At 73.8% G+C, this 23,301-nt stretch carries 23 protein-coding genes and 1 riboswitch; of the genes, 14 read left to right on the top strand and 9 right to left on the bottom strand.

Annotated elements, in window-relative coordinates:
- Nucleotides 1-42: 42 nt before the first annotated feature.
- A complete protein-coding gene (locus tag ACFVSN_RS20930) occupies nucleotides 43-1,836 on the bottom strand; it encodes an AMP-dependent synthetase/ligase (protein ID WP_387956372.1) in 1,794 nt (597 codons plus the stop codon).
- Between the two features lie 336 nt (nucleotides 1,837-2,172).
- Between ACFVSN_RS20930 and ACFVSN_RS20935 the strand changes: the two genes are divergently transcribed.
- The 5 genes from ACFVSN_RS20935 to ACFVSN_RS20955 all read left to right on the top strand — a co-directional run bounded on the left by ACFVSN_RS20935 (nucleotide 2,173) and on the right by ACFVSN_RS20955 (nucleotide 6,431).
- Nucleotides 2,173-2,634 (top strand): SRPBCC family protein, encoded by a 462-nt coding sequence (locus ACFVSN_RS20935; RefSeq protein ID WP_380446001.1) that lies wholly within the window; start codon nucleotides 2,173-2,175, stop codon nucleotides 2,632-2,634.
- A gap of 25 nt (nucleotides 2,635-2,659) precedes the next feature.
- Nucleotides 2,660-3,832: an ArsA family ATPase gene (locus ACFVSN_RS20940; RefSeq protein ID WP_387601865.1), complete on the top strand. Its 1,173-nt coding sequence runs from the start codon at nucleotides 2,660-2,662 to the stop codon at nucleotides 3,830-3,832.
- Between the two features lie 91 nt (nucleotides 3,833-3,923).
- Nucleotides 3,924-4,406 (top strand): DUF5304 family protein, encoded by a 483-nt coding sequence (locus ACFVSN_RS20945; protein ID WP_387956373.1) that lies wholly within the window; start codon nucleotides 3,924-3,926, stop codon nucleotides 4,404-4,406.
- A 192-nt stretch (nucleotides 4,407-4,598) separates the two neighbouring features.
- A complete protein-coding gene (locus ACFVSN_RS20950) occupies nucleotides 4,599-5,543 on the top strand; it encodes an ROK family glucokinase (protein WP_380446004.1) in 945 nt (314 codons plus the stop codon).
- 138 nt (nucleotides 5,544-5,681) lie between these two features.
- Nucleotides 5,682-6,431, top strand: coding sequence for an endonuclease/exonuclease/phosphatase family protein (locus ACFVSN_RS20955; protein ID WP_387956374.1), 750 nt, complete (start codon nucleotides 5,682-5,684; stop codon nucleotides 6,429-6,431).
- A 50-nt stretch (nucleotides 6,432-6,481) separates the two neighbouring features.
- Here the strand turns inward: ACFVSN_RS20955 and ACFVSN_RS20960 are convergent, their stop codons facing one another.
- Both ACFVSN_RS20960 and ACFVSN_RS20965 read right to left on the bottom strand, forming a co-directional pair.
- Nucleotides 6,482-7,165 carry a hypothetical protein gene (locus ACFVSN_RS20960; protein ID WP_380498856.1) on the bottom strand — a complete coding sequence of 228 codons (684 nt, stop codon included), beginning with the start codon at nucleotides 7,163-7,165 and terminating at the stop codon, nucleotides 6,482-6,484.
- A gap of 10 nt (nucleotides 7,166-7,175) precedes the next feature.
- Nucleotides 7,176-7,970 carry an alpha/beta hydrolase gene (locus tag ACFVSN_RS20965; protein ID WP_380498858.1) on the bottom strand — a complete coding sequence of 265 codons (795 nt, stop codon included), beginning with the start codon at nucleotides 7,968-7,970 and terminating at the stop codon, nucleotides 7,176-7,178.
- A 200-nt stretch (nucleotides 7,971-8,170) separates the two neighbouring features.
- Here ACFVSN_RS20965 and ACFVSN_RS20970 point away from each other — a divergent pair, with 200 nt between their 5' ends.
- From ACFVSN_RS20970 to ACFVSN_RS20980, 3 genes are all read left to right on the top strand, one after another.
- Nucleotides 8,171-9,007, top strand: coding sequence for a lysophospholipid acyltransferase family protein (locus ACFVSN_RS20970; RefSeq protein WP_387956375.1), 837 nt, complete (start codon nucleotides 8,171-8,173; stop codon nucleotides 9,005-9,007).
- A 128-nt stretch (nucleotides 9,008-9,135) separates the two neighbouring features.
- On the top strand, nucleotides 9,136-10,302 hold the full coding sequence (gene macS, locus ACFVSN_RS20975) for a MacS family sensor histidine kinase (RefSeq protein WP_380446030.1): 1,167 nt from the start codon (nucleotides 9,136-9,138) through the stop codon (nucleotides 10,300-10,302).
- The gene (locus ACFVSN_RS20980; protein ID WP_380446009.1) at nucleotides 10,280-10,972 is read left to right on the top strand and encodes a response regulator; all 693 of its coding nucleotides are present in this window, start codon (nucleotides 10,280-10,282) and stop codon (nucleotides 10,970-10,972) included. The genes macS and ACFVSN_RS20980 overlap by 23 nt, the downstream gene beginning before the upstream one ends.
- A 266-nt stretch (nucleotides 10,973-11,238) precedes the next feature.
- Here ACFVSN_RS20980 and ACFVSN_RS20985 read toward each other — a convergent pair whose 3' ends face one another.
- A complete protein-coding gene (locus ACFVSN_RS20985; protein WP_380446010.1) occupies nucleotides 11,239-13,197 on the bottom strand; it encodes an anthranilate synthase family protein in 1,959 nt (652 codons plus the stop codon).
- Nucleotides 13,198-13,503: 306 nt separating this feature from the next.
- Here ACFVSN_RS20985 and ACFVSN_RS20990 point away from each other — a divergent pair, with 306 nt between their 5' ends.
- Nucleotides 13,504-14,838: a class II 3-deoxy-7-phosphoheptulonate synthase gene (locus ACFVSN_RS20990; protein WP_380446011.1), complete on the top strand. Its 1,335-nt coding sequence runs from the start codon at nucleotides 13,504-13,506 to the stop codon at nucleotides 14,836-14,838.
- A 185-nt stretch (nucleotides 14,839-15,023) separates the two neighbouring features.
- Nucleotides 15,024-15,320: a bacterioferritin-associated ferredoxin gene (locus ACFVSN_RS20995; RefSeq protein ID WP_387601882.1), complete on the top strand. Its 297-nt coding sequence runs from the start codon at nucleotides 15,024-15,026 to the stop codon at nucleotides 15,318-15,320.
- Nucleotides 15,321-15,333: 13 nt separating this feature from the next.
- Here the strand turns inward: ACFVSN_RS20995 and bfr are convergent, their stop codons facing one another.
- On the bottom strand, nucleotides 15,334-15,813 hold the full coding sequence (bfr, locus tag ACFVSN_RS21000; RefSeq protein ID WP_380446013.1) for a bacterioferritin: 480 nt from the start codon (nucleotides 15,811-15,813) through the stop codon (nucleotides 15,334-15,336).
- A 220-nt stretch (nucleotides 15,814-16,033) separates the two neighbouring features.
- On the opposite strand from bfr, the gene ACFVSN_RS21005 reads away from it, so the two are divergent.
- Complete coding sequence (locus ACFVSN_RS21005) at nucleotides 16,034-16,663, top strand: sulfite oxidase-like oxidoreductase (protein ID WP_380446014.1); 630 nt, start codon at nucleotides 16,034-16,036, stop codon at nucleotides 16,661-16,663.
- Nucleotides 16,664-16,690: 27 nt separating this feature from the next.
- Here the strand turns inward: ACFVSN_RS21005 and pknB are convergent, their stop codons facing one another.
- The 4 genes from pknB to thiO all read right to left on the bottom strand — a co-directional run bounded on the left by pknB (nucleotide 16,691) and on the right by thiO (nucleotide 20,785).
- Complete coding sequence (pknB, locus tag ACFVSN_RS21010) at nucleotides 16,691-18,511, bottom strand: Stk1 family PASTA domain-containing Ser/Thr kinase (RefSeq protein ID WP_387601886.1); 1,821 nt, start codon at nucleotides 18,509-18,511, stop codon at nucleotides 16,691-16,693.
- An 80-nt stretch (nucleotides 18,512-18,591) separates the two neighbouring features.
- Nucleotides 18,592-19,389 carry a thiazole synthase gene (locus tag ACFVSN_RS21015; protein WP_380498867.1) on the bottom strand — a complete coding sequence of 266 codons (798 nt, stop codon included), beginning with the start codon at nucleotides 19,387-19,389 and terminating at the stop codon, nucleotides 18,592-18,594.
- Nucleotides 19,390-19,394: 5 nt separating this feature from the next.
- On the bottom strand, nucleotides 19,395-19,604 hold the full coding sequence (thiS, locus tag ACFVSN_RS21020; RefSeq protein WP_380446017.1) for a sulfur carrier protein ThiS: 210 nt from the start codon (nucleotides 19,602-19,604) through the stop codon (nucleotides 19,395-19,397).
- Nucleotides 19,601-20,785: a glycine oxidase ThiO gene (thiO, locus tag ACFVSN_RS21025; RefSeq protein ID WP_380502870.1), complete on the bottom strand. Its 1,185-nt coding sequence runs from the start codon at nucleotides 20,783-20,785 to the stop codon at nucleotides 19,601-19,603. The genes thiS and thiO overlap by 4 nt, the downstream gene beginning before the upstream one ends.
- A riboswitch (TPP riboswitch) is annotated at nucleotides 20,780-20,892 on the bottom strand. It overlaps the preceding gene by 6 nt.
- A gap of 128 nt (nucleotides 20,893-21,020) precedes the next feature.
- On the opposite strand from thiO, the gene ACFVSN_RS21030 reads away from it, so the two are divergent.
- Genes ACFVSN_RS21030 through thiE form a run of 3 tightly spaced genes read left to right on the top strand, consistent with a single transcriptional unit; the run spans nucleotide 21,021 to nucleotide 23,275 of the window.
- Nucleotides 21,021-22,217 carry an NAD(P)/FAD-dependent oxidoreductase gene (locus ACFVSN_RS21030; RefSeq protein ID WP_387956376.1) on the top strand — a complete coding sequence of 399 codons (1,197 nt, stop codon included), beginning with the start codon at nucleotides 21,021-21,023 and terminating at the stop codon, nucleotides 22,215-22,217.
- Nucleotides 22,218-22,259: 42 nt separating this feature from the next.
- Nucleotides 22,260-22,625 (top strand): Rv2175c family DNA-binding protein, encoded by a 366-nt coding sequence (locus tag ACFVSN_RS21035; protein ID WP_380446020.1) that lies wholly within the window; start codon nucleotides 22,260-22,262, stop codon nucleotides 22,623-22,625.
- The gene (thiE, locus tag ACFVSN_RS21040) at nucleotides 22,625-23,275 is read left to right on the top strand and encodes a thiamine phosphate synthase (protein ID WP_380498873.1); all 651 of its coding nucleotides are present in this window, start codon (nucleotides 22,625-22,627) and stop codon (nucleotides 23,273-23,275) included. Before ACFVSN_RS21035 ends, thiE begins: the two co-directional genes overlap by 1 nt.
- The last annotated feature ends 26 nt before the right edge of the window (nucleotides 23,276-23,301 follow it).

Below are 23,301 nucleotides of genomic sequence, written 5' to 3' on the forward strand. Positions count from 1 at the left end.
CCTCCTCGTCGGGAGGCGGGCCCGTTCGCGCGTCCGGGGCGGCTACTTCTGGTAGATCGCCTCGACGTCGGCCGCGAAGTCCTTCAGGACGACGTTGCGCTTGAGCTTCAGGGACGGCGTGAGGTGGCCGCTCTCCTCGGAGAACTCGGTGTCCAGCAGGCGGAACTTCTTGACCGCCTCGGCGTGCGAGACGGCCGCGTTGCCGTCGTCGACGGCGGCCTGGAGCGCGGCCAGCAGGTCCGGGTCCTCGCGCAGTTCGGCGACCGTCGCGGTGGCGGGCTTGCCGTTGAGCTCCTTCCACTTGGGGAAGAAGTCCGGGTCGACGGTGATCAGGCACCCGATGAAGGGCTTGCGGTCGCCGACCACCATGACCTCGCCGACCAGCGCGTGCGCCCGGATCCGGTCCTCGATCACCGCCGGGGCGACGTTCTTGCCGCCCGCCGTGACGATGATCTCCTTCTTGCGGCCGGTGATGGTCAGGTAGCCCTCGGAGTCCAGCGAGCCGAGGTCGCCGGTGGCCATCCAGCCGTCCTTGAGGCTGTCGGCGGTCGCCTGCGGGTTGTTCCAGTAGCCGGTGAAGACGTGCGGGCCCTTGAAGAAGACCTCGCCGTCCTCGGCGATCCGCACGGAGGCGCCGGGCACCGGCTGGCCGACCGTGCCGATCTTCGGCTTGTCCCACGGGTTGAAGGCGGTGGCCGCGCAGGTCTCGGTCAGGCCGTAGCCCTCCAGGACGGTGAAGCCGATGCCGCGGTAGAAGTGGCCGAGGCGCTCGCCGAGCGGGGCGCCGCCGGAGATGGCGTGGGTGGCCCGGCCGCCGAGGGCGGCGCGCAGCTTGCTGTAGACCAGCTTGTCGAACACCGCGTGCTTGATCCGCAGGCCGAGGCCGGCGCCGCCGGCGTCCAGGGCGCGGCTGTAGGCGATCGCGGTCGCGGCGGCCTTGTCGAAGATCTTGCCCTTGCCGTCGGCCTGGGCCTTGGCGCGGGCGGTGTTGTAGACCTTCTCGAACACCCGCGGCACGCCGAGGATGAGGGTCGGGCGGAAGGAGGCCAGCTCGGCGGTGACGTCCTTGATGTCGGAGACGTGGCCCAGCTTGATCGGGGCCATCGCCGGGGCGATCTCGACGATCCGGCCGAGCACGTGGGCCAGCGGGAGGAACAGCAGGACGGAGCTCTCGCCGGTGCGGAACAGCGGGGTGAGGCGCTCGACGACGTTGCCGCACTCGGCCAGGAAGTTGCCGTGCGTCAGCTGACAGCCCTTCGGGCGGCCGGTGGTGCCCGAGGTGTAGACGATGGTGGCGATCGAGTCCTCGGAGGCGGTCGAACGGCGCTCCTGGACGGTCGCGTCCGCGACGCCCTCGCCCGCCTCGGCCAGTGCGGCGATCGCGCCGCCCTCGATCTGCCAGAGGTGCTCCAGCTCCGGCAGCCGGCCGCGGACCTCCTCGACCACCTTGAGGTGCTGGTCGGTCTCGGCGAACACGGCGACCGCGCCGGAGTCGCCGAGGATCCACTCGACCTGCTCGGCGGAGGAGGTCTCGTACACCGGCACGGTGATCGCGCCGGCCGTCCAGATCGCGAAGTCCAGCAGCGTCCACTCGTACCGGGTGCGGGACATGACGCCCACCCGGTCGCCGGGCCGGATGCCCGAGGCGATCAGGCCCTTCGCCGCCGCGTGCACCTCCACCAGGAACTGGGTCGCGGTCAACTCCTGCCAGCGGCCGTCCACCTTCCGGCTGAGCACCACGACGTCCGGGTACCGCTCGGCGTTCTGGTGCACGAGGTCGGAGAGGTTACCGCCGCTCGGTACCTGGTAGAGGGCCGGAAGGCTGAAGTCGAGCAAGACTGCTCCTCGTTCGCGACGCTGCGGGACGGCAGGACGTTACTGCCCGGTAGGCAGCTTCGGCCAGGGGGGTCGGCCCCGGTGTTCGAAGTGTCACACCCGGCCGGGTCGGACCAGGCCGTGACCGGGTCGTTCGACTGGCACCCTACGGCAGGGCCGGGCGACCGGCCGGTAACATGCGCCGCCGCCGGGCGCCCGCGGGCGTCCGCCGTCCGCCGCCCGGTGCCCGTGCGGCCGAGTCGATCGCCGGTCGCGATAGCCTGCTCCGGGCGCACCCGGGCGAGCACGCCTCGACCGGGGCGGCAGGCAAGAGGGACCGAGTCGGAGGGCCATTCCATGGCGGAGCACACCAGGTCGAGCATCACCATCGACGCGACCCCGGCCACGGTCATGGCCGTGATCGCCGACTTCGCCGCCTACCCGGCCTGGACCGGCGAGGTCAAGGAGATCGAGGTCCTGGAGGCCGCCGAGGACGGCCGCGCCTCGAAGGTCCGCCTGCTGCTCGACGCCGGCGCCATCCGCGACGAGCACGTCCTCGCCTACACCTGGGACGGCGACCGCGAGGTCGGCTGGACCCTCGTGCGCAGCCAGATGCTCCGCTCGCTCGACGGCTCCTACACCCTCGCCCCGCTCGGCGCCGACCGCACCGAGGTCACGTACCAGCTCGCCGTGGACGTCAAGATCCCGATGCTGGGCATGATCAAGCGCAAGGCCGAGAAGGTCATCATCGACCGCGCGCTGGCCGGCCTGAAGAAGCGCGTCGAGGACGGCGGCGGCAAGAAGCCCGCCCAGGGCTGACGGCGCGGAACGGGGGCCCGACGGCATGACGGCGACACGCACCATCCTGGTCAGCGGCGACGCGGGCGCGCCCGCGGTGGCCGCCGCCACCGCCCTGCACGCCGCCCGCGGCGGCCGGCGGGTCTGGCTGCTGGCCGCCGACGACCCGCACCGGGCGCTGGACTCCGTGCTGGGCGTCCGCCTGGAACCCGAACCGCTGCGGTACGCACCCGGCCTGACCGTCTCCCGGATCGACGAGCAGGCCGCCTTCCGGCACGCCCTCGGCGAGATCGCCGGGCGCCTCAAGCCCGCCCTCGACCTGCTCGGGGCCGAGCCGCTCGACCCCGAGGAGCTCACCGCCCTCCCGGGCATCGCCCGGATCGCCCTGCTGCGCGCCCTGCCCGCCGCCGACGGGGACGTCCTGGTCGTGCTCGCCCCGCCGCCCGCCGAGCTGATCGGCGCCCTCGCCCTGCCCGAGCAGCTGGAGCGCTACCTGGACCGGCTGGTCCCCGAGCAGCGCCAGGCCGCCCGGGCGCTGCGCCCGCTGCTGGCCGGACTGGCCGGTGTCCCGATGCCCGCCGACTGGCTGTACGAGAGCCGCGGCAAGGCCGCCGGCGTGCTCGCCGAGTCCCGGGCCGCGATCACCTCGCCCGGCACCAGCGTCCGCCTCGTCGTGTCGGCCGACGGCCATCCGTTCGACGACCTGCGGCGGATCCGCGCCGGGCTGGCCCTGCACGGGCACCGGCCGGACGCCGTCGTGGTGCACGGCGCGCTGCCGGACAAGGCGCTGGAGTCGCCCGACCCGTGGCTGGCCGCGCTGGCCGAGCGCCGCCGCGAGGAACTGGCCGCGCTGACGGCGGCGAGCGACGCCCCCGTCCTCGTCACCGGGCTCGCCGACGTCACCCTGGAGGCCGTCGCCGACCGCCTCTACGGGGACGGACCCGGCCCCGAGCCGCTGGCCGCCGAGCCCTGGCCGGTGGAGGACCGGCTCGCCGAGGAGGGCCTGCTGGTGTGGCACCTCGCGCTGCCGGGCGCCGAGCGGGCCGACCTGGACCTCGTGCGCCGTGGCGACGAGCTGGTGGTCGGCCTCGGCGCCCACCGCCGGGTGCTCGCCCTGCCGTCGGCGCTGCGCCGCTGCACCGTCGCGGGCGCGGGGCTGACCGACGGGGTGCTCACGGTGCGGTTCGCGCCCGATCCGGCGCTCTGGCCCCGGGGCTGACGTCCTCCTGCGCCGCGGGGCCGTGTCGCGCCTCGGGTAGCGTCGGTGGCCGGTGGCCGCGGGGTGCGGCCGCAGCAGAGGAGGCCCCGCGATGACCAGCACCGACCGCACCGAGCCGACGGACGAGGCGACGGACGGGCCGACCGACGAGGCGGCGAACGGACCGACTGCCGAGGCGACGGACCAGGCGGCGAACGGGCCGACGGACGCCGACGCGGACGGTTCGGCCGGCGGTCCCGGGGACACGCAGGCCCACCCCTTCGGCCCGGAGCTCGGCCCGCTGGTGGACGAGGTGCGCCGGTTCGCCGACGCCTTCGGCCAGAAGGCCCAGGAGGCGGGCGCCGACACCCTGATCACCCTGGCCGGCTTCGCCGACCGGCTGCGCGAGCAGAAGCCGGAGGTCTACGGGCACCTCGCGGCCGCCGGCTCCGGACTCGCCGCCGCCGGCGCCGAGCTGCTGGCCGCCTACCGCGCCGCCGTGGCCGGCCACGAGCGCCGCTGGACCGCGGGCGACGGCGCCGCCAGCGAGCGGATCGACCTCGACAGCCCCGACGAGCCGTCCACCAAGCAGTGAATCCGTAACCCCTGACGGGTGACGATCTCACCCCCGAGCGTGACGAACCGGGAGTATTCGTAAGACTTTTGAAGCGTCACGGCCCGGTTGGTCCCGGATTGTCTTCGGCTAATGTATGCGAGGCTGTGTACGAGGGCGTGTTTGGGCGGTACCGTTCCGTCCAGCGGGAACGAGTGAATAGCTGAGGGACACATGGCTCTGACCATCGGCGTCGATGTCGGCGGGACCAAGATCGCGGCAGGTGTGGTCGACGAGGCGGGCGCGATCCTCGCCAGGACCAGGGTGCCCACCCCGGCCGACCCCCAGTGGGCCGTCGACGCCATCGCGCAGGCCGTGCGCGAGCTCAAGGAGCAGCACCCCGACGTCACCGCCGTCGGCGTCGGCGCCCCCGGCTTCGTCGACCGCAACCGTTCCACGGTGATCTTCGCGCCCAACATCGACTGGGAGAACGAGCCGCTGCGCGGCCGGATCGAGGAGCTCACCGGCCTCGACACCGTCGTCGAGAACGACGCCAACTGCGCCGCCTGGGCCGAGTTCCGCTTCGGCGCCGCCGCCGACCACGAGGACATGGTCCTGATCACCGTCGGCACCGGCATCGGCGGCGGCATCGTCCTGGACGGCCGGCTGCACCGCGGCCGGTTCGGCGTGGCCGGCGAGATCGGCCACCTCAACATGGTCCCCGACGGCCTGCAGTGCGGCTGCGGCGGCAAGGGCTGCTGGGAGCAGTACGGCTCCGGGCGCTCGCTGCGCCGCTACGGCCGGGAGAAGGCCGCCGCCGACCCGGTCCGCGGCCGGCGGATGCTGGAGCTCAACGACGGCGTCGCCGAGACCATCCGCGGCATCCACATCACCGAGGCCGCCGAGGCGGGCGACCCGCTCGCCCTGGAGTGCTACGCCGAGCTCGCCGACTGGCTGGGCCGCGGCATGGCCGACCTCGCCGCGCTCTTCGACCCGGGCGTCTTCGTCCTCGGCGGCGGCGTCTCCGACTCCGGCCGGCTGCTGCTCGACCCGGTCGCCAAGGCCTTCGAGCACTACCTGACCGGCGGCGTGCACCGCCCGCGCGCCGAGGTCGTCCTGGCCTCGATGGGCTCGGCCGCCGGCATCGCCGGCGCGGCCGACCTCGCCCGCACCGTCTGACCCGTCCCACCCCTCGAAGAAGAAGAGCCCGCCGGCGGCGGTGCGACCGGACCCCGACCACCTCCGGACGCGCCGCCGCCGTCGCACGTCCCCGGGCTGCCGTACGGTCGGTCCCACCGATCACGGACGGGGAGGAACATGACGACGGCACCCACCGCACCGCTGCCCGGGCCCGGCCCGCGCCGACTGCGGCTGCTCGGCTACAACGTCCGCTCGCTGCGCGACGACCGCGAAGCACTCGTCCGGGTGATCCGGGCGTGCGAGCCGGACGTCGTCTGCATCCAGGAATCGCCGCGCTACTGGCGGCCCGAGGGCCAGGCCGGGTGGCTCGCGCGGCGCACCGGGACGGCCGTCCTCGCCGGCGGCGGCCGGATGGCGGCCGGGCCGCTGCTGCTCGGCCGGCCCGGCGCCGTCGAGGTGCTCGGCGTGCACGACCGCTTCCTGCCCAAGACCCGCGGCCTGCACGCCCGCGGCTTCGCCACCGCGCTGCTCCGGCTGCCCGGTTCGGCGCCGTTCACCGTCACCAGCTGCCACCTGAGCCTGGACGCCGACGAGCGGTACGGGCAGTTCGAGCTGCTGCTCGACCAGCTCGGGATCACCGAACTCGGCGTCATCGCGGGCGACTTCAACGAGCACCCGGACGGCGAGGGGTGGCGGCTGCTGGCCTCGCGGCTCCAGGACGGGCACGTCACGGCGCCCTGGGGCGGCGAGTTCACGTCCGTCCCGGAGCGCCCCTACCAGCGGATCGACGCCGTCTTCGCCACGCCCGGGATCACCGTGCGCGCCTGCGGCGTGCCGCACGGGCTGCCGGGCGTCACCGAGGCGGACCTGCGGGCCGCGACCGACCACCTGCCGGTGCTCGCCGTGCTGGAGATCCCCGAGCCCTGATGGCGCGCCGGGGGTCGCAACACGGCGGACCCACCCGGCCACGGCACCGGCTACACGACCGCGCCGTGGTCCGGGTCCTCCGGCTCGTCCTCGTCGCGGTCCTTCATCCGGACCACGAGGGTCACGAAGCCGCCCAGGAAGGCGCTGAACCCGACCCAGGCCGGCCAGCCGGAGATCTCCCGCCACACCACCGCGTCGAACAGCAGCAGCGCCGGGCCGCCGAGCACCGCGAGCCACGCGAACTTGGTGGTCACGTCCGCCGGCGGCAGCGGCTCCGGATCCGGCGGGATGAAGTGGCCCTCGTCCGTCTCCTCGGACAGCTCGAAGTCGCGCGGGCCCCCGCCGGCGGCCGGCAGCACCGGGCCGCCCGACCGGGAGCGGGGCTGCGGGGCCAGGTCGGAGAGGTCGTCGGGGGCGCCCTGGCCGGCGCCGTCCTTGTAGCCGCCCTTCAGCTCGCCCCGGGCCCGGAGGTTCTCGATCTCCGGCCAGTTCGGGTTGTTCAGGTCGACGGGGTCGTCGAACTGGGCCACCAGGGCGGCGAAGATCTCGTCCTGTTCGGCCTGGCTGCGCTCGGGCGCGCGCCGCGGCCGGGGCTCCGCGGGGGCCTCGCCGGCCCCGTCCGCCGCCGTGCCGCCGCCGACACCGCTCCCCGCCGCGTCGTTCTTCGCCCCGTCGGTCGTGCCGTCCTCGCGGGGTGCCTCGTCCCCGCCGCCCGCCGTGCTGCTCTCGTGCACTTCCGGCCCTTCAGCCATGGTGATCGTCGGATTCGACCCGGTTGACGCCCGCCGCGTGCGCGGGAGCCAGCCGTCGGATGAAGTCCAGGCCGCCCCTGAATATTTCCGCCGCGTCGTGGTCCAGCGTCGCGACGTGGAAGCTGCGCTGGCACAGCCGCTCCGTCACGTCGGTCGAGGATATCCGGGCCAGCACCAGTTCCGAGTTGGCCGGCGAGACCACGTGGTCCTGCGGACTGCGGAACAGCAGCACCGGCTGGGTCACTTCCGGCAGCCGCCGCTGGACCTCCTGCCACAGCTTGCCCAGGGACCAGGCGGCGTCCAGCGGCGTCCGGTCGTAGCCGCCCTCGGTGACGCCGGGCCGGGCGATGTCGTCGGTGATCCCGGGGACGCTCGGGACGAGGTGGCGCAGCACCGGAAGCAGCACACTCGCGGGGTTGTCCGAGCGCACCGACGGGTTGACCAGCACCAGTCCGGAGACCGTCGGGCCGTGCAGCGCGGCCAGCCGCAGGGCCAGCGCGCCGCCCATCGACAGCGCGAAGACGAAGACCTGCTCGCACTCCTCGGCGAGCACCCGCAGCTCCCGGTCGACCTCGGCGTACCAGTCCTCCCACCGGGTGACCTGCATGTCCTGCCAACGGGTGCCGTGCCCCGGCAGCAGCGGCAGGGAGACCGTGAGCCCGGCCGCCGCCAGCTGCTCCGCCCACGGGCGCATCGACTGCGGCGACCCGGTGAAGCCGTGGCACAGCAGGACCCCCACCGGTCCGCCCCGGTGGCGGTACGGTTCGGCACCGGGCAGCAACGGCATGGCGGGCTCCTTCGCGGGCGGGCGGCGCTGGGGGAGGGGACGCTGGAACTGGAGGCTGCGGAATTCGCATCGTCCCACGCGCTCCGCCGGGTCGTACACCCCCGGGCGTGCGCCCCGCGCCCACCCGGCGAGCGGGGCGGGGCGCGGGCCGCGCTCACGGGGCATTAGGATCGACCGGTCCGCAATACAGGAGGCCCGGGTTGTTCTACCGACTGATGAAGATGATCGTCGCGCCACTGCTTCGGATCTTCTTCCGGCCGTGGATCGAGGGTGAGGAGAACATCCCGATCGAGGGTGCGGCGATCATCGCGAGCAACCACCTGTCCTTCTCGGACTCGTTCTTCTTCCCGGCACTGATCAAGCGCCGGGTCACCTTCATCGCGAAGGCCGAGTACTTCAACACCCCGGGCCTCAAGGGCCGGCTGACCGCCGCCTTCTTCAAGGGCGTCGGCCAGCTGCCGGTCGACCGCTCCGGGGTGCGCGGCGCCGGCGAGGCCGCGATCCGCAGCGCGATCGCGGTCCTGGACCGCGGCGAGCTCTTCGGCGTCTACCCCGAGGGCACCCGTTCGCCCGACGGCAAGCTGTACCGCGGCAAGGTCGGCGGTCTGGCCCGCGTCGCGCTGGCCACCGGCGCGCCGGTCATCCCGGTCGCCATGATCGACACCGAGAAGGTGCAGCCGCCCGGCCAGGTCGTCCCCAACTTCGGCATCCGCCCCGGCATCCGGATCGGCCGCCCGCTGGACTTCTCCCGCTACCAGGGCATGGAGAACGACCGCTTCATCCTCCGTTCGGTGACGGACGAGGTGATGTACGAGATCATGCGCCTCTCGGGCCAGGAGTACGTCGACATCTACGCGACGGCCGCCAAGCGGCAGATCTCCGAGGACAAGAAGCGCGCCGACGCCGAGCGCAAGGCCGCCGCCAAGGCGGAGAAGGCCGAGGCGGAGAAGGCGGCCGAGGCCGAGAAGGCCGCGGAAGCCGAGAAGGCCGCCGAGGCGGAGAAGACGCAGGAGCAGAAGGACACCGGGTCGGCCTGACGGACCACCCGGAGGCCCAGGGGAGGGGCGGGCGGATGACGGACGGCGGCAGAACCGGGGCGGTGGGCGCCGGCGGCGGCTCCGGTGCCGGTGGCACGGGGCTCGGCGGCACCGTCGCGGCCGGCGGCATGTCGGTCGAACTCCCGCTCTGGCGGGCGATGTCCTACTTCCGGGTCCTCGCCCTGTGCTACGCCCTGCTCCGCTACTTCCACTCCTACCTGCACTTCCTGCACCCCGTCGCCGGCTGGATCTACCTCGGCGCGCTCACCCTCTGGACCCTCGCCAGCACCCGGGCCTTCGCCGGCCCGCAGCGCTGCACGTGGTACGTCCTCGGCACCGACCTCGCGATGGCCGTCACCGGCATCGTGATGAGCGGCCAGACCGACGACCCGGTCCGGATCAGCCACGGCTCGACCACCCTGCCGACCATCTGGGCCGCGGGCACGGTGCTCGGCTTCGCCGGCAAGGGCGGCTGGCGCTGGGCCGCGGCGGCCGGCTCGGTGATCGGCGTCGCCAACATCCTCGGCCACGGCGGCATCACCGCCGACAACGTCCACAACATCGTGCTGCTGATGGTGGCCGGCTGCGCGATCGGCTACGTCATCGAACTCGCCCGTGCCAGCGAGGCCGCGCTCACCCGCGCCCTCCAGGTCGAGGCCGCGACCCGCGAGCGCGAGCGGCTCTCCCGGGACATCCACGACGGCGTCCTCCAGGTGCTCGCGCTGGTCCAGCGCCGGGGCGCCGAGCAGGCCGAACGCCCCGGCGCCGGCGCCGACTTCGCCGAGCTCGGCCGCCTCGCGGGCGAACAGGAGCGCGCCCTGCGGACGCTGATGACCGGCGGCCCGATCCCTGCCCGCCGCTCACCGCAGGCCGTCGAGGAGCCGGGCGACCTCACCGCGCTGCTGCGCCCGTACGCGGACGAGCGGATCACGATCTCCGCCCCCGGCACACCCGTCCTGCTGCCCGCGCCCGCCGTCGGCGAACTGGCCGCGGCGGTCGGCGCCGCCGTCGACAACGTCCGCAAGCACGCCGGTCCCGCCGCCCGCGCCTGGATCCTGGTCGAGGACGAGCCGGAGGCCGTCACCGTCAGCATCCGCGACGACGGCCCCGGCTTCGCCGCCGGGCGGCTCGGCGAGGCGGAGCGGGCCGGACGGCTCGGCGTCAGCCAGTCGATCCGCGGCCGGCTGCTGGACCTCGGCGGCACCGCCGAGCTGTACTCGGCGCCCGGGGAGGGCGTCGAGGTCGAACTGCGCGTCCCGAGGAAGGGCTCCGATGACCGACCAGCCAGCGACTGATCCGGCGGCCGAACGGCCGGTGCGGGTGATGGTCGTGGACGACCACCCGATGTGGCGCGACGCCGTCTCGCGCGACCTCGCCGAGGCCGGGCTGGACGTGGTGGCCACCGCGGGCGACGGCGAGGAGGCCGTCCGCCGGGCCCGCGCCTGCACGCCCCAGGTGGTCGTGCTCGACCTCAACCTGCCCGGCCTGCCCGGCGCCGAGGTGTGCCGGCAGGTCGTGGCGCACGACCCGTCGGTGCGGGTGCTGGTGCTCTCCGCGAGCGGCGAGCACCAGGACGTGCTGGAGGCCGTGAAGTCCGGCGCGACCGGCTACCTGGTGAAGTCGGCCGGGCGGGAGGAGCTGCTGGACGCCGTGCGGCGCACGGCCGTCGGCGACGCGGTCTTCACCCCGGGCCTGGCCGGCCTGGTGCTCGGCGAGTTCCGCCGCCTGGCCGCCGAACCGGCCCCGGCCTCCGCCCCGGCCGTGCCCCAGCTGACCGCCCGCGAGACGGAGGTCCTGCGGCTCGTGGCGAAGGGCCTGTCGTACCGCCAGATCGCCGAGCGCCTGGTGCTGTCGCACCGGACGGTGCAGAACCACGTGCAGAACACTCTGGGGAAGCTGCAGTTGCACAACCGGGTGGAGCTGGTGCGGTACGCGATCGAGCAGGGGCTGGACGACGAGATCTGAGGGGTGCCTCCGGCGGTTCGGTGGGGCCGGGGGGTTCGGGGGCGGGCTTGGAGCTGGTGCGGTACGCGATCGAGCAGGGGCTGGACGACGAGATCTGAGGGGCGCCTCCGGCGGTTCGGAGGGGACCGGGCTTCGGGGGCGGGCCTGGAGCTGGTGCGGTACGCGATCGAGCAGGGGCTGGACGACGAGATCTGACGAGATCCGAGCGGCGCCTCCGGCGGTGGGATCCGCGCGGGCGCTCTGCCCGGATCCCGCCGCCCGGCCCCTCAGCGCCGCGCGGCCGCCGTCTGGCGGAGCAGGGCGGCGACGATGTCCACGCCCTCGCGGGTCAGCACCGACTCCGGGTGGAACTGGAGGCCGGCGAAGCCGGGCCCGCGGAGCGCGTGCACGTCGCCGGTGGCCGCGTCGCGCGCGACTTCGACGCCCTCGGCGGCGAGCCGGGCCGCGTCGGCGTCCGTGCAGCGCGCGGTGAACGTGTTGTAGAAGCCCACCGTGCGCTTCGTCCCGAACAGGTCGACGGTCTCCTGCGCGCCCTGGTACGGGACGGGCTTGCGCGCCAGCCCGAGCCCGAGCTCGGCGGCGAGCAGCTGGTGGCTCAGGCAGACCGCGAGCAGCGGCGCCGTCCGGGCACCGGAGCGGACGGCGGCCAGGGTGTCGGCGACGATCGGCCGGAGCACGGCCATCTTGGGGTCGTCGGCGAGCCGGGGGTCGCCCGGCCCGGGGCCGAGCACGAGCGCTCCGGGGTGGGCGGCGACCCGGGCGCGCAACCCGGGTTCGTCGTAGCGGACGACCGAGACCCGGTGGCCGAGCGAGGTGAGCAGGTGGGCGAGCATCGCGGTGAACGTGTCCTCGCCGTCGACGACGAGGGTCGGCTCGGGCTCGGTGATCTCGGCCGGGGCCTGCATCCGCAGCCAGAACGGCGCGAGGCCGCCGCGCCGGGCGCCGAGCGCGGCCTGGACGCGGTGGTCGTCGCCGAGGCGCGGCCCGCCCGGGTTGGGCAGCCGGGCGGGCACGGGCCGGGCGCCGATCGCGGTGAGCACCCCGGCGGCCTTGGCGTGCGTCTCGGCGACCTCGGACTCCGGGTCGGAGTGCCGGACGAGGGTGGCGCCGACCCGCACGACGAGGCGCCCGGTGGCCGGGTCGATGTCGGCGGTGCGGATGCAGATGGGGGAGTCGAGCAGCTGGCCGCCGCTGGCCGAGCGGCCGATGAGGGCGAGCGCGCCGGAGTAGTAGCCGCGTCCGCCGGGCTCGTAGCGCCGGATGACGCGGGTGGCGTTCTGGACCGGGCTGCCGGTGACGGTGGCGGCGAACATCGTCTCGCGGAGCACGTCCCGGACGTCCAGCGAGGTGCGGCCGCGCAGTTCGTACTCGGTGTGGGCGAGGTGGGACATCTCCTTGAGCCGGGGGCCGAGCACCTGGCCGCCGAGGTCGCCGACGGTGCACATCATCTTCAGCTCTTCGTCGACGACCATCGTGAGCTCTTCCAGCTCCTTCGGATCGTGCAGGAACCGGAGGAGGGAGTCGATGTCCGAGCCGCCCGCCGGATAGCGGTAGGTGCCGGAGATCGGGTTCATCACGACGGTGCCGCCGCTCTGCCGGACGTGCACCTCGGGGGAGGCGCCGACGAGGCAGCGACCCGGTTCGCCTCCGGCAAGACGCTCCCCGGTGTGGACGAGGAACGTCCAGTACGCGCCGCGCTCCTGGTCGAGCAGACGGCGGAACAGGGTGAGGGCGAGCTCGGGCGAGAAGTTCTCCAGCGTGGCCGTGAAGTCGCGCCGGATCACGAAGTTGGCGCCCTCGCCGTTGCCGATCTCGTCCCGGATCACCCGGCGGACGATGTCGGCGTACGCGGCGTCGTCCACGTCGAACGAGCCGTCCGTCAGTGTGACCGGCAACTGCGGTAGTGCGGCCACGAGTTCGGCCAACGGAAGGGCGTACTGCTCGGTCACCGCGAGGGCCTGGAGCGGTGTGCCGTCGTCGTGCGCCTCGAAGCCGCGCTCGCGGATCTGCCGGTAGGGGACGAGCGCGAGCAGGTCGTGGACCGGGCCGCCCTCCGGCGCGCCGGAGCGGACCGGCAGGTCGGCGAGGTGCTCGTAGGTGCCGACGGTGCCCAGCAGCACCTCGACGGTGTCCGGGGCGAGTCGCGGGGTGCGGCGGTGCAGCAGTGCGAAGGCCGGGGCGTCGGGGCCGGTGAGGCGGGCGAGCAGGTCGGCGGTGGTGGTCACGGTGCGGCTTCCTTCCGGGAGGACGTGCGGGGTGCGGTGCTGGGGTGTTCCGCTCCCGGAGGGGCCGTCTGCTCAGACGCCGACGGCCGCCCCGAGGGGCGGCCGTCGTGTTCGTCTAGGAACGCGCGATCGGTGGGCCACCCGAGGGGGAGGCCCACCACCAGGAGTGGGTGTGGGGCGCGTGCATGGGTCGAGCGTAGCGGATTGGGCGGACCGGGTGAGGCCGGTCACTTCTTTGTCCGAGATGTGTCTCACCCATCGAGCATTGGTCACGAATCGCTGGTGTCACCCCGTAGCCTTGGCCGTGTGACCGTGACGAATCTCCACTCCTGGCAGTCCCTGCCCGCGGCGCAGCAGCCTGAATGGCCGGACCAAGAGGCTCTGCGCAAGACCCTTGCGGAGCTCGCCTCCTATCCGCCCCTCGTCTTCGCCGGCGAGTGCGACCAGCTGCGCGCCAGGCTCGCTGCCGTGGCGCGTGGAGAGGCGTTCCTCCTGCAGGGCGGCGACTGCGCCGAGGCCTTCGACGGCGTCTCGGCCGAGCACATCCGCAACAAGCTGAAGACGCTGCTGCAGATGGCCGCGGTGCTGACGTACGCGGCCTCCGTGCCGGTCGTGAAGGTGGGCCGGATCGCCGGCCAGTACTCGAAGCCGCGCTCGAAGTCGACCGAGACCCGGGACGGCGTGACCCTGCCGGTGTACCGCGGCGACTCGGTGAACGGCTTCGAGTTCACCCCCGAGTCCCGCATCCCGGACCCGGAGCGCCTGAAGCGGATGTACAACGCGTCCGCCGCGACGCTGAACCTGGTGCGCGCCTTCACCACCGGTGGTTACGCCGACCTGCGCCAGGTGCACGCCTGGAACCAGGACTTCGTCCGCAACTCGCCGGCCGGCCAGCGGTACGAGCAGCTCGCCCGGGAGATCGACAACGCGCTGGCGTTCATGAACGCCTGTGGTGTCGCCCCGGAGGAGTTCAAGACGGTCGAGTTCTACTCCTCGCACGAGGCGCTGGTCCTCGACTACGAGACCGCGCTGACCCGCGTGGACTCGCGCACCGGCGAGCTGTACGACGTCTCCGGCCACATGGTGTGGATCGGTGAGCGCACCCGGCAGCTGGACCACGCGCACATCGAGTTCGCCTCGAAGATCCGCAACCCGATCGGCGTCAAGCTCGGCCCGACCACTTCGGTGGACGACGCGCTGACCCTGATCGAGAAGCTGGACCCGGAGCGCGAGCCCGGCCGCCTCACCTTCATCACCCGGATGGGTGCGGGCAAGGTCCGTGACCACCTGCCCACCCTGGTGGAGAAGGTCACCGCGTCCGGCGCCCAGCCGGTGTGGATCTGCGACCCGATGCACGGCAACACCTTCGAGGCCTCCAGCGGCCACAAGACCCGCCGCTTCGACGACGTGCTCGACGAGGTCAAGGGCTTCTTCGAGGTGCACCGCGCGCTCGGCACCCACCCGGGCGGCATCCACGTGGAGCTGACCGGCGACGACGTGACCGAGTGCGTCGGCGGCGGCGACGAGGTGCTGGTCGACGACCTGCACCAGCGCTACGAGACGGCCTGCGACCCGCGCCTCAACCGCAGCCAGTCGCTCGACCTGGCGTTCCTGGTGGCGGAGATGTACCGCGGCCAGTAGGTCCCGGTCGTGCCGCAGCCCCCGGATGTGACGAAGGCCCCTCCGGTTTCGGGATTCCCGAGGCCGGAGGGGCTTTTTCGTACCCGGAACGCCGGGTAAGGTGAGGCTTAGTGAACTAAGGCAAGCCTTAGTCAAGATCCACTGCAGTCGAGAGCAGCTGCGCCACACCCCCGGGAGAGACCGCGATGTACGTGTGCATGTGCCATGCGGTCACCGAGGACCAGGTGAAGCGGGCGATCGACGAGGGCGCCAACACCCCGCGGCAGATCGCCAAGGGCTGCAAGGCCGGCACCGACTGCGGCTCGTGCGTGCGCCGGATACAGGCGCTGCTCGGCGAGCACGGCGCCCGGCCCTGCCCGACCGCCCGGCTGGCCGCCAGGCTCGGCCTCGCGGACCCCGAGGGCCCCGCCGCCCCGGGGCCGGTCGCACCGGCCCCGACGGCCCCGGTCCCGGCGCCCGTCGTCCCGCTGCGCGCGGCCTGACCGCCGCGGCGGCTCAGGACTCCGGCTGCTCGATCAGCTGGGCGAGGTAGAGCGCCTCGCCGAGCTTCTCCAGGAGCTCCAGCTGGGTGTCGAGGTAGTCGATGTGGTGCTCCTCGTCCGCCAGGATGTCCTCGAAGATGTTCGCCGAGGTGACGTCGTTCTTGGCGCGCATGACCACGATCCCGCGCTTGAGCCGGTCGATCGCCTCGACCTCGACCTGGCGGTCGGCCTCGAACATCTCCTTGACCGTCTGCCCGATCCGGACGTGGAACAGCCGCTGGTAGTTCGGCAGGCCCTCCAGGAAGAGGATCCGGTCGGTGAGCACCTCGGCGTGCTTCATCTCGTCGATCGACTCGTGCCGGGTGAACTTGGCGAGCTTCGTCCAGCCGAAGTTCTCCTGCATCTTGGCATGCAGGAAGTACTGGTTGATCGCGGTGAGCTCGGCGGTGAGCTGCTCGTTGAGGAACTCGATGACCTCTGGATCGCCCTGCATGACGGTGCCTCCCTGCGCTGGGGCCTGCTGTGAGTGCTGCGCTGCGCATCCTGGCACCGAAATGGGAGGGACTTCCAGTAAGTTCACACTCACTAGGACATGTGTCGGAATATCCGATTTGGGGGAATGTCTGCCGGCCGTTGGCCCGTACGGGCGGGGCGCGCGGGGCACCGAAAGGGGCGCGCGCCGGGGGCCGGACGCCGTCTGTCACCATGGAGCCATGGGTCAGTCCGAACAAGAACAGCTTCCGCCGCCTGACCCGAGGCTCCCCCCGGGGCAGCGCGTCCAGCGCGGCTGGCCCGCCCTGCACTACGGTCCCGTGCCCCGCTTCAAGCCGCTGACCTGGGACCTCCAGGTGTTCGGCGCGACCGCCTCGGCGGAGAAGCACAGCTGGGACTTCGACGCCTTCACCGCCCTGCCGCGCACCACCGTCCGCGCGGACCTGCACTGCGTGACCAAGTTCTCGGTGCTCGGCAACGAGTGGACGGGCGTCCCGGCCTCCCTCGTCCTCGACCTCGTGCCCCCGGCGCCCGGCGTCACGCACGTGATGGTCTGGGCCGAGTACGGCTACAGCGCCAACCTGCGGCTGGCCGACTTCGCCGATCCGCGCACGCTCTTCGCCACCCACCGCAACGGCGAGCCGCTGACCGCGGAACACGGCTTCCCCGTCCGGCTCGTCGTCCCGCAGCTGTACGCCTGGAAGGGCCCGAAGTGGGTCCGCGCGGTCGAGTACATGCGGGCCGACCGGCGCGGCTTCTGGGAGGAGCGCGGCTACCACAACCTCGCCGACCCGTGGCGCGAGCAGCGCTACACCCACCAGGAGGAGCCGGGGGACGGCCCGCTCCGCTAGGGCCTGGGCCCTGGGCCCCCAACCCCCTCAGATGAAGGGGAAGTTGACCGTCACCGCGGTGTGCTGGGGACGCCGCTCGCCGGCCGCCGGGAACTGGCTGCTCGCCTTGCCGCTGCCGAACAGGTTGACCCCGGTGGTCTGCATCGTGAACCCGGCCGCCGTGAGCGCCTTCTCGGCCGCGTCCTTCGTCATCCCGGTGACGTCCGGCACCGGCACCATGCCCTTGCTGACCACCAGCGAGACCGGGGTGTTCTCCGCCACCTGCTGGCCGGCCACCGGCGAGCTGCTGATCACCGAGCCCTCGGGCACGGCGTCGTTGAACGTCTCGGTCACCGAGCCCTTCGCCAGCTGCACGCCGGTCAGCGCGGACGCGGCCTGGTCGGCGGGCTTGCCGGTGACGTCCGGCACGGCGATCCGGTGCGGCCCCTTGGAGACGGTGACCGTCACGGCATCGCTCTTGCGCGACCGGGTGCCCACCCCGGGGTCGGTGGAGATCACCTGGCCGGACGGCACGGTCTCGCTGTACGCGTCCACGAACTTCCCGTGCATGCCGTCCTTGTCCAGGATCCGCTGCGCCTCGGCGCGGTCCTTGCCGAGCACCCCGGGCACCGGCCCGTACAGCGACTCGGACAGCCCGTACGTCACGCCGCCGACCAGCAGCACCAGGACGGTCAGCGCGGAGGCCCAGATCACCGGCTTGCGCGGGACGCGGCGCAGCGGGTTCGGGCGGGGCGGGCGGACGGGGGTGGGCTCGTCGTAGGGGCGGGGCTCGACCAGCAGCTGGTCCATCAGGTCCGGCGGGACGTCGAGGACGCTGGTGCGCTCGGCCACGGGCGGCTCGACCGGCTGCGGGAGGGGGAGCGGCAGCTGGTGCGGGGCGGCCTGCGGCGTGCGCTGGATCACCGAGGTCGGCTCGCTGGTCGGGTAGCGCGGGCTGGGCCTGGTGGAGGTCGGCGGCTCGGCGTCCAGCTCGGCCGGGCCGAGCTCGCGCCGGACCCGCTGCAGGGTGGCCAGCAGCTCGACGGCGTCGTACGGGCGGGTGTCGGGGGTTCGGGCGCAGGCGCCGAGCACTATCGCGTCGAGCGCCGGGGGGACGGTCGGGACGCTGCGCGAGGGTGGGGGGACGTCCTCGTGCAGGTGCTTGTACATGACCTGGACGGGGTTGTCGCCGGTGTGCGGGCGCGTGCCGGTGAGCATCTCGTACAGCAGGATGCCGGCCGCGTAGACGTCCACGCGCTGGTCGGTGGGGGCGTCCGGGAGGATCTGCTCGGGCGCGAGGTAGGAGACGGTGCCCATGACGGTGCCGCCGGTGGCGGTGGTCGTCGAGGTGGGGGCGCCGTCGGCGCTGCCCAGGACCCGGACCAGGCCGAAGTCGGCGACCTTGACCAGGCCGCCGTCGGTGATCAGCACGTTCTCCGGCTTGACGTCCCGGTGGACCAGCCCGGCGCGGTGGGCGGCGCCGAGCGCGGCGAGCACCGGTTCCATGATGTCCAGCGCGGCCCGGATCGACAGCGCGCCGCGGTCGCGCAGCAGGTCGCGCAGGGTGCGGCCGGGCACGTACTCCATGGCGAGGAAGACGTTTCCGTGGTCCGCGCCCTGGTCGAAGACGTTGACCACGTTGGGGTGGGCGAGGCGGGCGACGGCCTTGGCCTCACGGATGAAGCGGGCGGTGAAGCCCTCGTCCCCGGCGAGGTCGGGGTGCATCACTTTGAGGGCGAGCACGCGGTCGAGGCGGGTGTCGGTGCCCTTGTAGACCGTGGACATGCCGCCGGTCGCGATGCGCTGCTCGACCCGGTACCGGCCGTCGAGCAGGGTACCGATCAGGGGGTCGCGCCATGCCGTGTCCACCCGAGGAGTGTAGTGCGGCGGGTCGCGGCCGGTCCCGGCGGACATCGCCTCCGGGACCGGCTTGTGACACGGGTGCCGCGTCAGAACGCCGGGCGCTCGCGGGTGTCGAGGTCGGCGCGGCCGGCCATCGCGGAGGAGGCCTCCGCGTGGAAGCGGCGCGGGATCCGGCCGGCCCGGTGGGCGAGGCGGCCGGCCTCGGTGGCGTGCCGCATGGCCTCGGCCATCAGGACCGGGTCCTGTGCGCGGGTCACCGCGGAGGCGAGCATCACGGCGGAGCAGCCGAGCTCCATCGCCAGCGCGACGTCGGAGGCGGTGCCGGCGCCCGCGTCCAGGACGACCGGGACGTTCGCGCCCTCCACGATCAGCTGGAAGTTGTGCGGGTTGCGGATGCCGAGGCCGGAGCCGATCGGCGAGCCGAGCGGCATGATCGCCGCGCAGCCGACGTCCTCCAGCTTGCGGGCCAGCACCGGGTCGTCGTTGGTGTACGGGAGCACCGTGAAGCCGTCGTCGACGAGGGTCTCGGCGGCGTCCAGCAGCTCGATCGGGTCCGGCAGGAGGGTCCGCTCGTCGGCGATGACCTCCAGCTTCACCCAGTCGGTGCCGAGTGCCTCGCGGGCCAGCCGGGCGGTCAGCACGGCCTCGCCGGCGGTGAAGCAGCCGGCCGTGTTGGGCAGCACCCGGATGCCGTTGCGGGTCAGCACGTCCAGGACGGAGCCCTGGGTGGTCGCGTCGACCCGGCGCATCGCGACGGTGGTCAGCTCGGTGCCCGAGACCCGCAGGGCCTGCTCCAGGACCTCCAGGCTGGGGGCGCCGCCGGTGCCCATGATGAGCCGGGAGGTGAAGGTCGTCCCGGCGATGGTGAAGAGGTCGTCGGCCATGGCGCTCAGCCTCCCTGCACGGCGGTGAGGATCTCGATCCGGTCGCCCGCCGAGAGCCGCGTCTCGGACCACGAACCACGCGGCACCACGGCCTCGTTGAGCGCGGCGGCGACGCCGGTGTTGGCCTTGCTGAGGGTGGTGACCACCTCGGCGAGGGTGGTCGCGGCGGGCACCTCGCGGGGCTCGCCGTTGACGGTCAGTGCGATGTCGGTCATGCGACGGCCTTCGTGGTGGAGCGGGCGGGGGAGAACCGGGAGGGTGCGAACGGCCGTGCGAGCTCGGGGACTTCGCCGGTCGCCAGGTAGTCGGCGAGCAGGTCGGCGGTGACCGGGGTGAGCAGGACGCCGTTGCGGTAGTGGCCGGTCGCGGCGACCAGGCCGGGCAGGTCGGTCGGTCCGAGCAGCGGTGCGTTGTCCGGCGAGCCGGGACGCAGCCCGGCCGAGGTCTCGACGAGCGGGAGTTCGGTGATGCCGGGGACCAACTCGTGGGCGTCGCGCAGGAGTTCGTAGACCCCGCCGGCGGTGACGGTGGTGTCGTAGCCCTGCTCCTCGGTGGTCGCGCCGATCACCAGCTCGCCGTTCTCGCGCGGCACCAGGTACAGGTGCTGCCCGCGCACGACCGCGCGGACGTTGCGGTTGAGGAAGGGGCGGTAGGCGTCGGGGATCCGCAGCCGCAGGATCTGCCCCTTGACCGGACGGACCGCCGGCAGCACGTCCTCCGGCAGGCCGGGCAGCCGGTGGCTGTGCGGGCCGGCGGCGAGGACGACCCGGTCGGCGGCGAGGGTCCCGCCGGTGCCGAGCCGGGCGCCGACCGCGCGGCCGCCCTCGACCAGCAGCTCGACGGCCTCGGTGCGGTGGAACACGACGCCCGCGCGTTCGCAGGCGCGGACCAGTGCGGTCAGCAGCCGGCGGGGGTCCACCTGGTGGTCGTCGGCCACGTGCAGGCCGCCGCGCACGCCGGGGGCCAGCATCGGTTCCAGCTTGCGGGCCTCCCGGCCGGTCAGCCAGGTCGAGTCGAGGCCGAGCCGCTCGTGGAAGGCGTGCAGTTCGCGCAGTTCCGCGCGGTCGTCGGAGTCCAGCGCGACGGCGACCGTGCCGCACCGGCGGTAGCCGGTGTCCTCGCCGCCGCTCGCCTCGGTGAGCTCGGCGGCGAACGCCGCGTACCGCTCGTTCGAGGCCATCCCGAGGCGCAGCAGCGGCTCCTCGCCGTACTGCAGCTCGGTGACCGGGGCGAGCATCCCGGCCGCGACCCCGGCCGCCCCGTGACCGGGGGAGGGGTCGACCACGACGATGTCCTCCAGGCCGCGCTGCGCCGCCCGCCAGGCGACGGCGAGGCCGATGACGCCCCCGCCGATCACCAGCACGTCGGCGCGGCTGCCCGGTGCCAAGCGTGTCAAAGCTGCTCTTCTCCCTTCGCCGGTATGACCCGGATCAGGTTCGGACGGTCGCGGGCCGTGCCAGCCCGCCTCTCAGCCCGGTACGCCGGGCTCCCGTGATGGTGTCCCCACCATAACTCCGGTGGTCCGCCCGGCCGAAGGCCCGTACGAAGGGTGGACGGGCCCGGCGCGGCCCGTCCGTGCGCGGGACGGACGGGCCGCCGGGGCACGTGGGGCCGCTGAGTACAGTGGCGCCGTGGCAGAGCTGAGCGGAACGGATCGGGTGGTCGTCGTCGGGGCCGGGCTGGCCGGCGCGCAGTGCGCGCTGGGGCTGCGGCGGGGCGGCTGGCAGGGGCGGATCGTGCTGGTCGGGGAGGAGCCGCACGCGCCGTACGACCGGCCGCCGCTCTCCAAGGACGTCCTGCTCGGCAAGAGCGACGCCACCACGCTGGACATCGACTTCCCGCACCTCGGCGTCGAACTGCTCACCGGCCGCCGTGCCACCGGACTCACCCCGGGCGTGCTGCACACCGACGCCGGCGACCTCCCGTACGGATCGCTGGTGATCGCCACCGGTGCGACCCCGCGCGCCCTGCCCGGCGCCGAGCGCGCCCACCTCCTGCACACCCTGGACGACGCGCTCGCCCTGCGCGCGCTGCTGCGGCCCGGCCTGCGCCTGGTGCTGGTCGGCGCCGGCTGGATCGGCGCGGAGGTGGCCACCGCCGCCCGGGAGGCCGGCTGCGAGGTGACCGTCGTCGAGGCGGGCCCGGCGCCCGTTCCCGGTGCGCTGCCCAGGGAGGTCGGCGCGGCGATGGCCGCCTGGTACGCCGGGGCCGGGGTGGACCTGCGCTGCGGCGTCGGCGTCGCGGCCGTCGAGCCCGGCGCGGTGCTGCTGGCCGACGGTTCGCACCTGCCCGCCGACGAGGTGGTGGTCGGCATCGGCGCCCGGCCCGCGACCGACTGGCTGGCCGGCACGGGCGTCGAGCTGGACGCGACCGGTGCGGTCGTCGTGGACGGGCGGCTGCGCACCAGCCTGCCGGGCGTCTTCGCGGCCGGCGACTGCGTCAGCTACCCGTCGGTCCGCTCCGGCGCCCGGCTGACCGTCCAGCACTGGGACCACGCGCTGCAGTCCGGCGAGGCGGCGGCCGCCGCCGTCCTCGGGGTGGACGCGCCGTACGACCCGGTGCCGTACTTCTGGTCGGAGCAGTTCGGCCGCATGGTGCAGTACGCCGGACGGCACGCCGAGGGCGACGAGCTGCTCTGGCGCGGCTCCCCGCAGGACGCGACCTGGTCGGTGCTGTGGCTGCGCGACGGTGTGCCGAGCGCGCTGCTGGCCGTGGACCGCCCGCGCGACCTCACCCAGGGCCGCCGCCTGATCGAGCGCGGCACCGCGCTGGACCCGGCCCGGGCCGCAGACCCGGCAGTGGCGCTGAAATCGGCGGTCGCGGGGTAGCGGCTGGTGCGCGGCGGGCTCCGGAGGTGGCAGTCTGGTGGCGTGAGTGAGATCGAAAGCAAGATTGAAGCCCTGGTCGCCGAGTGGATGTACCTGCCCGACATCTCGGAGCAGTGGGGGGTCCGCGTCACCGAGGTGCGCGACCTCGTCCGCAACGGCGGCCTGATCGCCGTCCGGCGGGGCCCGAACAACTCGCTGCAGGTCCCTGCGGCGTTCATCGACGGCCAGGGGCTGGTCAAGCACCTGTCCGGCACCCTGACCGTGCTGCGCGACTGCGGGTACAGCGACGTGGAGATCCTGGAGTGGCTCTTCACCGAGGACCCGTCGCTGCCCGGCAGCCCGATCCAGGCGCTGCGGGAGAACCGTGGCACCGAGGTCAAGCGCCGCGCCCAGGCGATGCTGATCTGATGGCGGCGGACACGCCGCGTCAGCGGCTGGCCGAGGCCCGGCTGTACCTGTGCACCGACGCCCGCCGCGAGCAGGGCGACCTGGCCGAGTTCCTGGACGAGGCGCTGGCCGGCGGGGTCGACATCGTCCAGCTCCGGGACAAGGGCCTGGAGGCCAAGCAGGAGCTGGAGGCCCTGGAGGTCTTCGCGGACGCCTGCCGCCGCCACGGCAAGCTGCTCTCGGTCAACGACCGCGCCGACGTCGCCCACGCGGCCCGGCCGGACGTCCTGCACCTCGGGCAGGACGACCTGCCCGTCCCGGCCGCCCGGGCGATCCTCGGCGAGGACGTCCTGATCGGCCGGTCCTGTCACGCCGAGTCCGAGGTGGACGCGGCGGTCGCCGAGCCCGGCGTGGACTACTTCTGCACCGGTCCGGTCTGGCCGACCCCGACCAAGCCGGGCCGCCCGGCCCCGGGCCTCGGCCTCGTCTCGTACGCGGCGAAGCAGCCCACCGACCGCCCGTGGTTCGCCATCGGCGGCATCGACCTGGGCAACGTCGACGAGGTGCTCGCCGCGGGCGCCCGCCGGATCGTCGTCGTGCGCGCCATCACGGCCGCGGACGACCCGCGGGCGGCAGCCGCCGAGCTCTCCCGGCGGCTGCGCCAGGCCTGATCCCGGCAGGGGCCGCCGTCGGCCGC

The sequence above is a fragment of the Kitasatospora sp. NPDC057904 genome (assembly GCF_042887925.1).
Taxonomy (GTDB): Bacteria; Actinomycetota; Actinomycetes; order Streptomycetales; family Streptomycetaceae; genus Kitasatospora.

Coding starts and splice junctions, on each gene's coding strand:
- ACFVSN_RS20935 (WP_380446001.1), top strand. CDS start 2,173: ATGGCGGAGCACACCAGGTCGAGCATCACCATCGACGCGACCCCGGCC.
- ACFVSN_RS20940 (WP_387601865.1), top strand. CDS start 2,660: ATGACGGCGACACGCACCATCCTGGTCAGCGGCGACGCGGGCGCGCCC.
- ACFVSN_RS20945 (WP_387956373.1), top strand. CDS start 3,924: ATGACCAGCACCGACCGCACCGAGCCGACGGACGAGGCGACGGACGGG.
- ACFVSN_RS20950 (WP_380446004.1), top strand. CDS start 4,599: ATGGCTCTGACCATCGGCGTCGATGTCGGCGGGACCAAGATCGCGGCA.
- ACFVSN_RS20955 (WP_387956374.1), top strand. CDS start 5,682: ATGACGACGGCACCCACCGCACCGCTGCCCGGGCCCGGCCCGCGCCGA.
- ACFVSN_RS20965 (WP_380498858.1), bottom strand. CDS start 7,970: ATGCCGTTGCTGCCCGGTGCCGAACCGTACCGCCACCGGGGCGGACCG.
- macS (WP_380446030.1), top strand. CDS start 9,136: ATGTCGGTCGAACTCCCGCTCTGGCGGGCGATGTCCTACTTCCGGGTC.
- ACFVSN_RS20980 (WP_380446009.1), top strand. CDS start 10,280: ATGACCGACCAGCCAGCGACTGATCCGGCGGCCGAACGGCCGGTGCGG.
- ACFVSN_RS20995 (WP_387601882.1), top strand. CDS start 15,024: ATGTACGTGTGCATGTGCCATGCGGTCACCGAGGACCAGGTGAAGCGG.
- bfr (WP_380446013.1), bottom strand. CDS start 15,813: ATGCAGGGCGATCCAGAGGTCATCGAGTTCCTCAACGAGCAGCTCACC.
- ACFVSN_RS21005 (WP_380446014.1), top strand. CDS start 16,034: ATGGGTCAGTCCGAACAAGAACAGCTTCCGCCGCCTGACCCGAGGCTC.
- ACFVSN_RS21015 (WP_380498867.1), bottom strand. CDS start 19,389: ATGGCCGACGACCTCTTCACCATCGCCGGGACGACCTTCACCTCCCGG.
- thiS (WP_380446017.1), bottom strand. CDS start 19,604: ATGACCGACATCGCACTGACCGTCAACGGCGAGCCCCGCGAGGTGCCC.
- thiE (WP_380498873.1), top strand. CDS start 22,625: ATGGCGGCGGACACGCCGCGTCAGCGGCTGGCCGAGGCCCGGCTGTAC.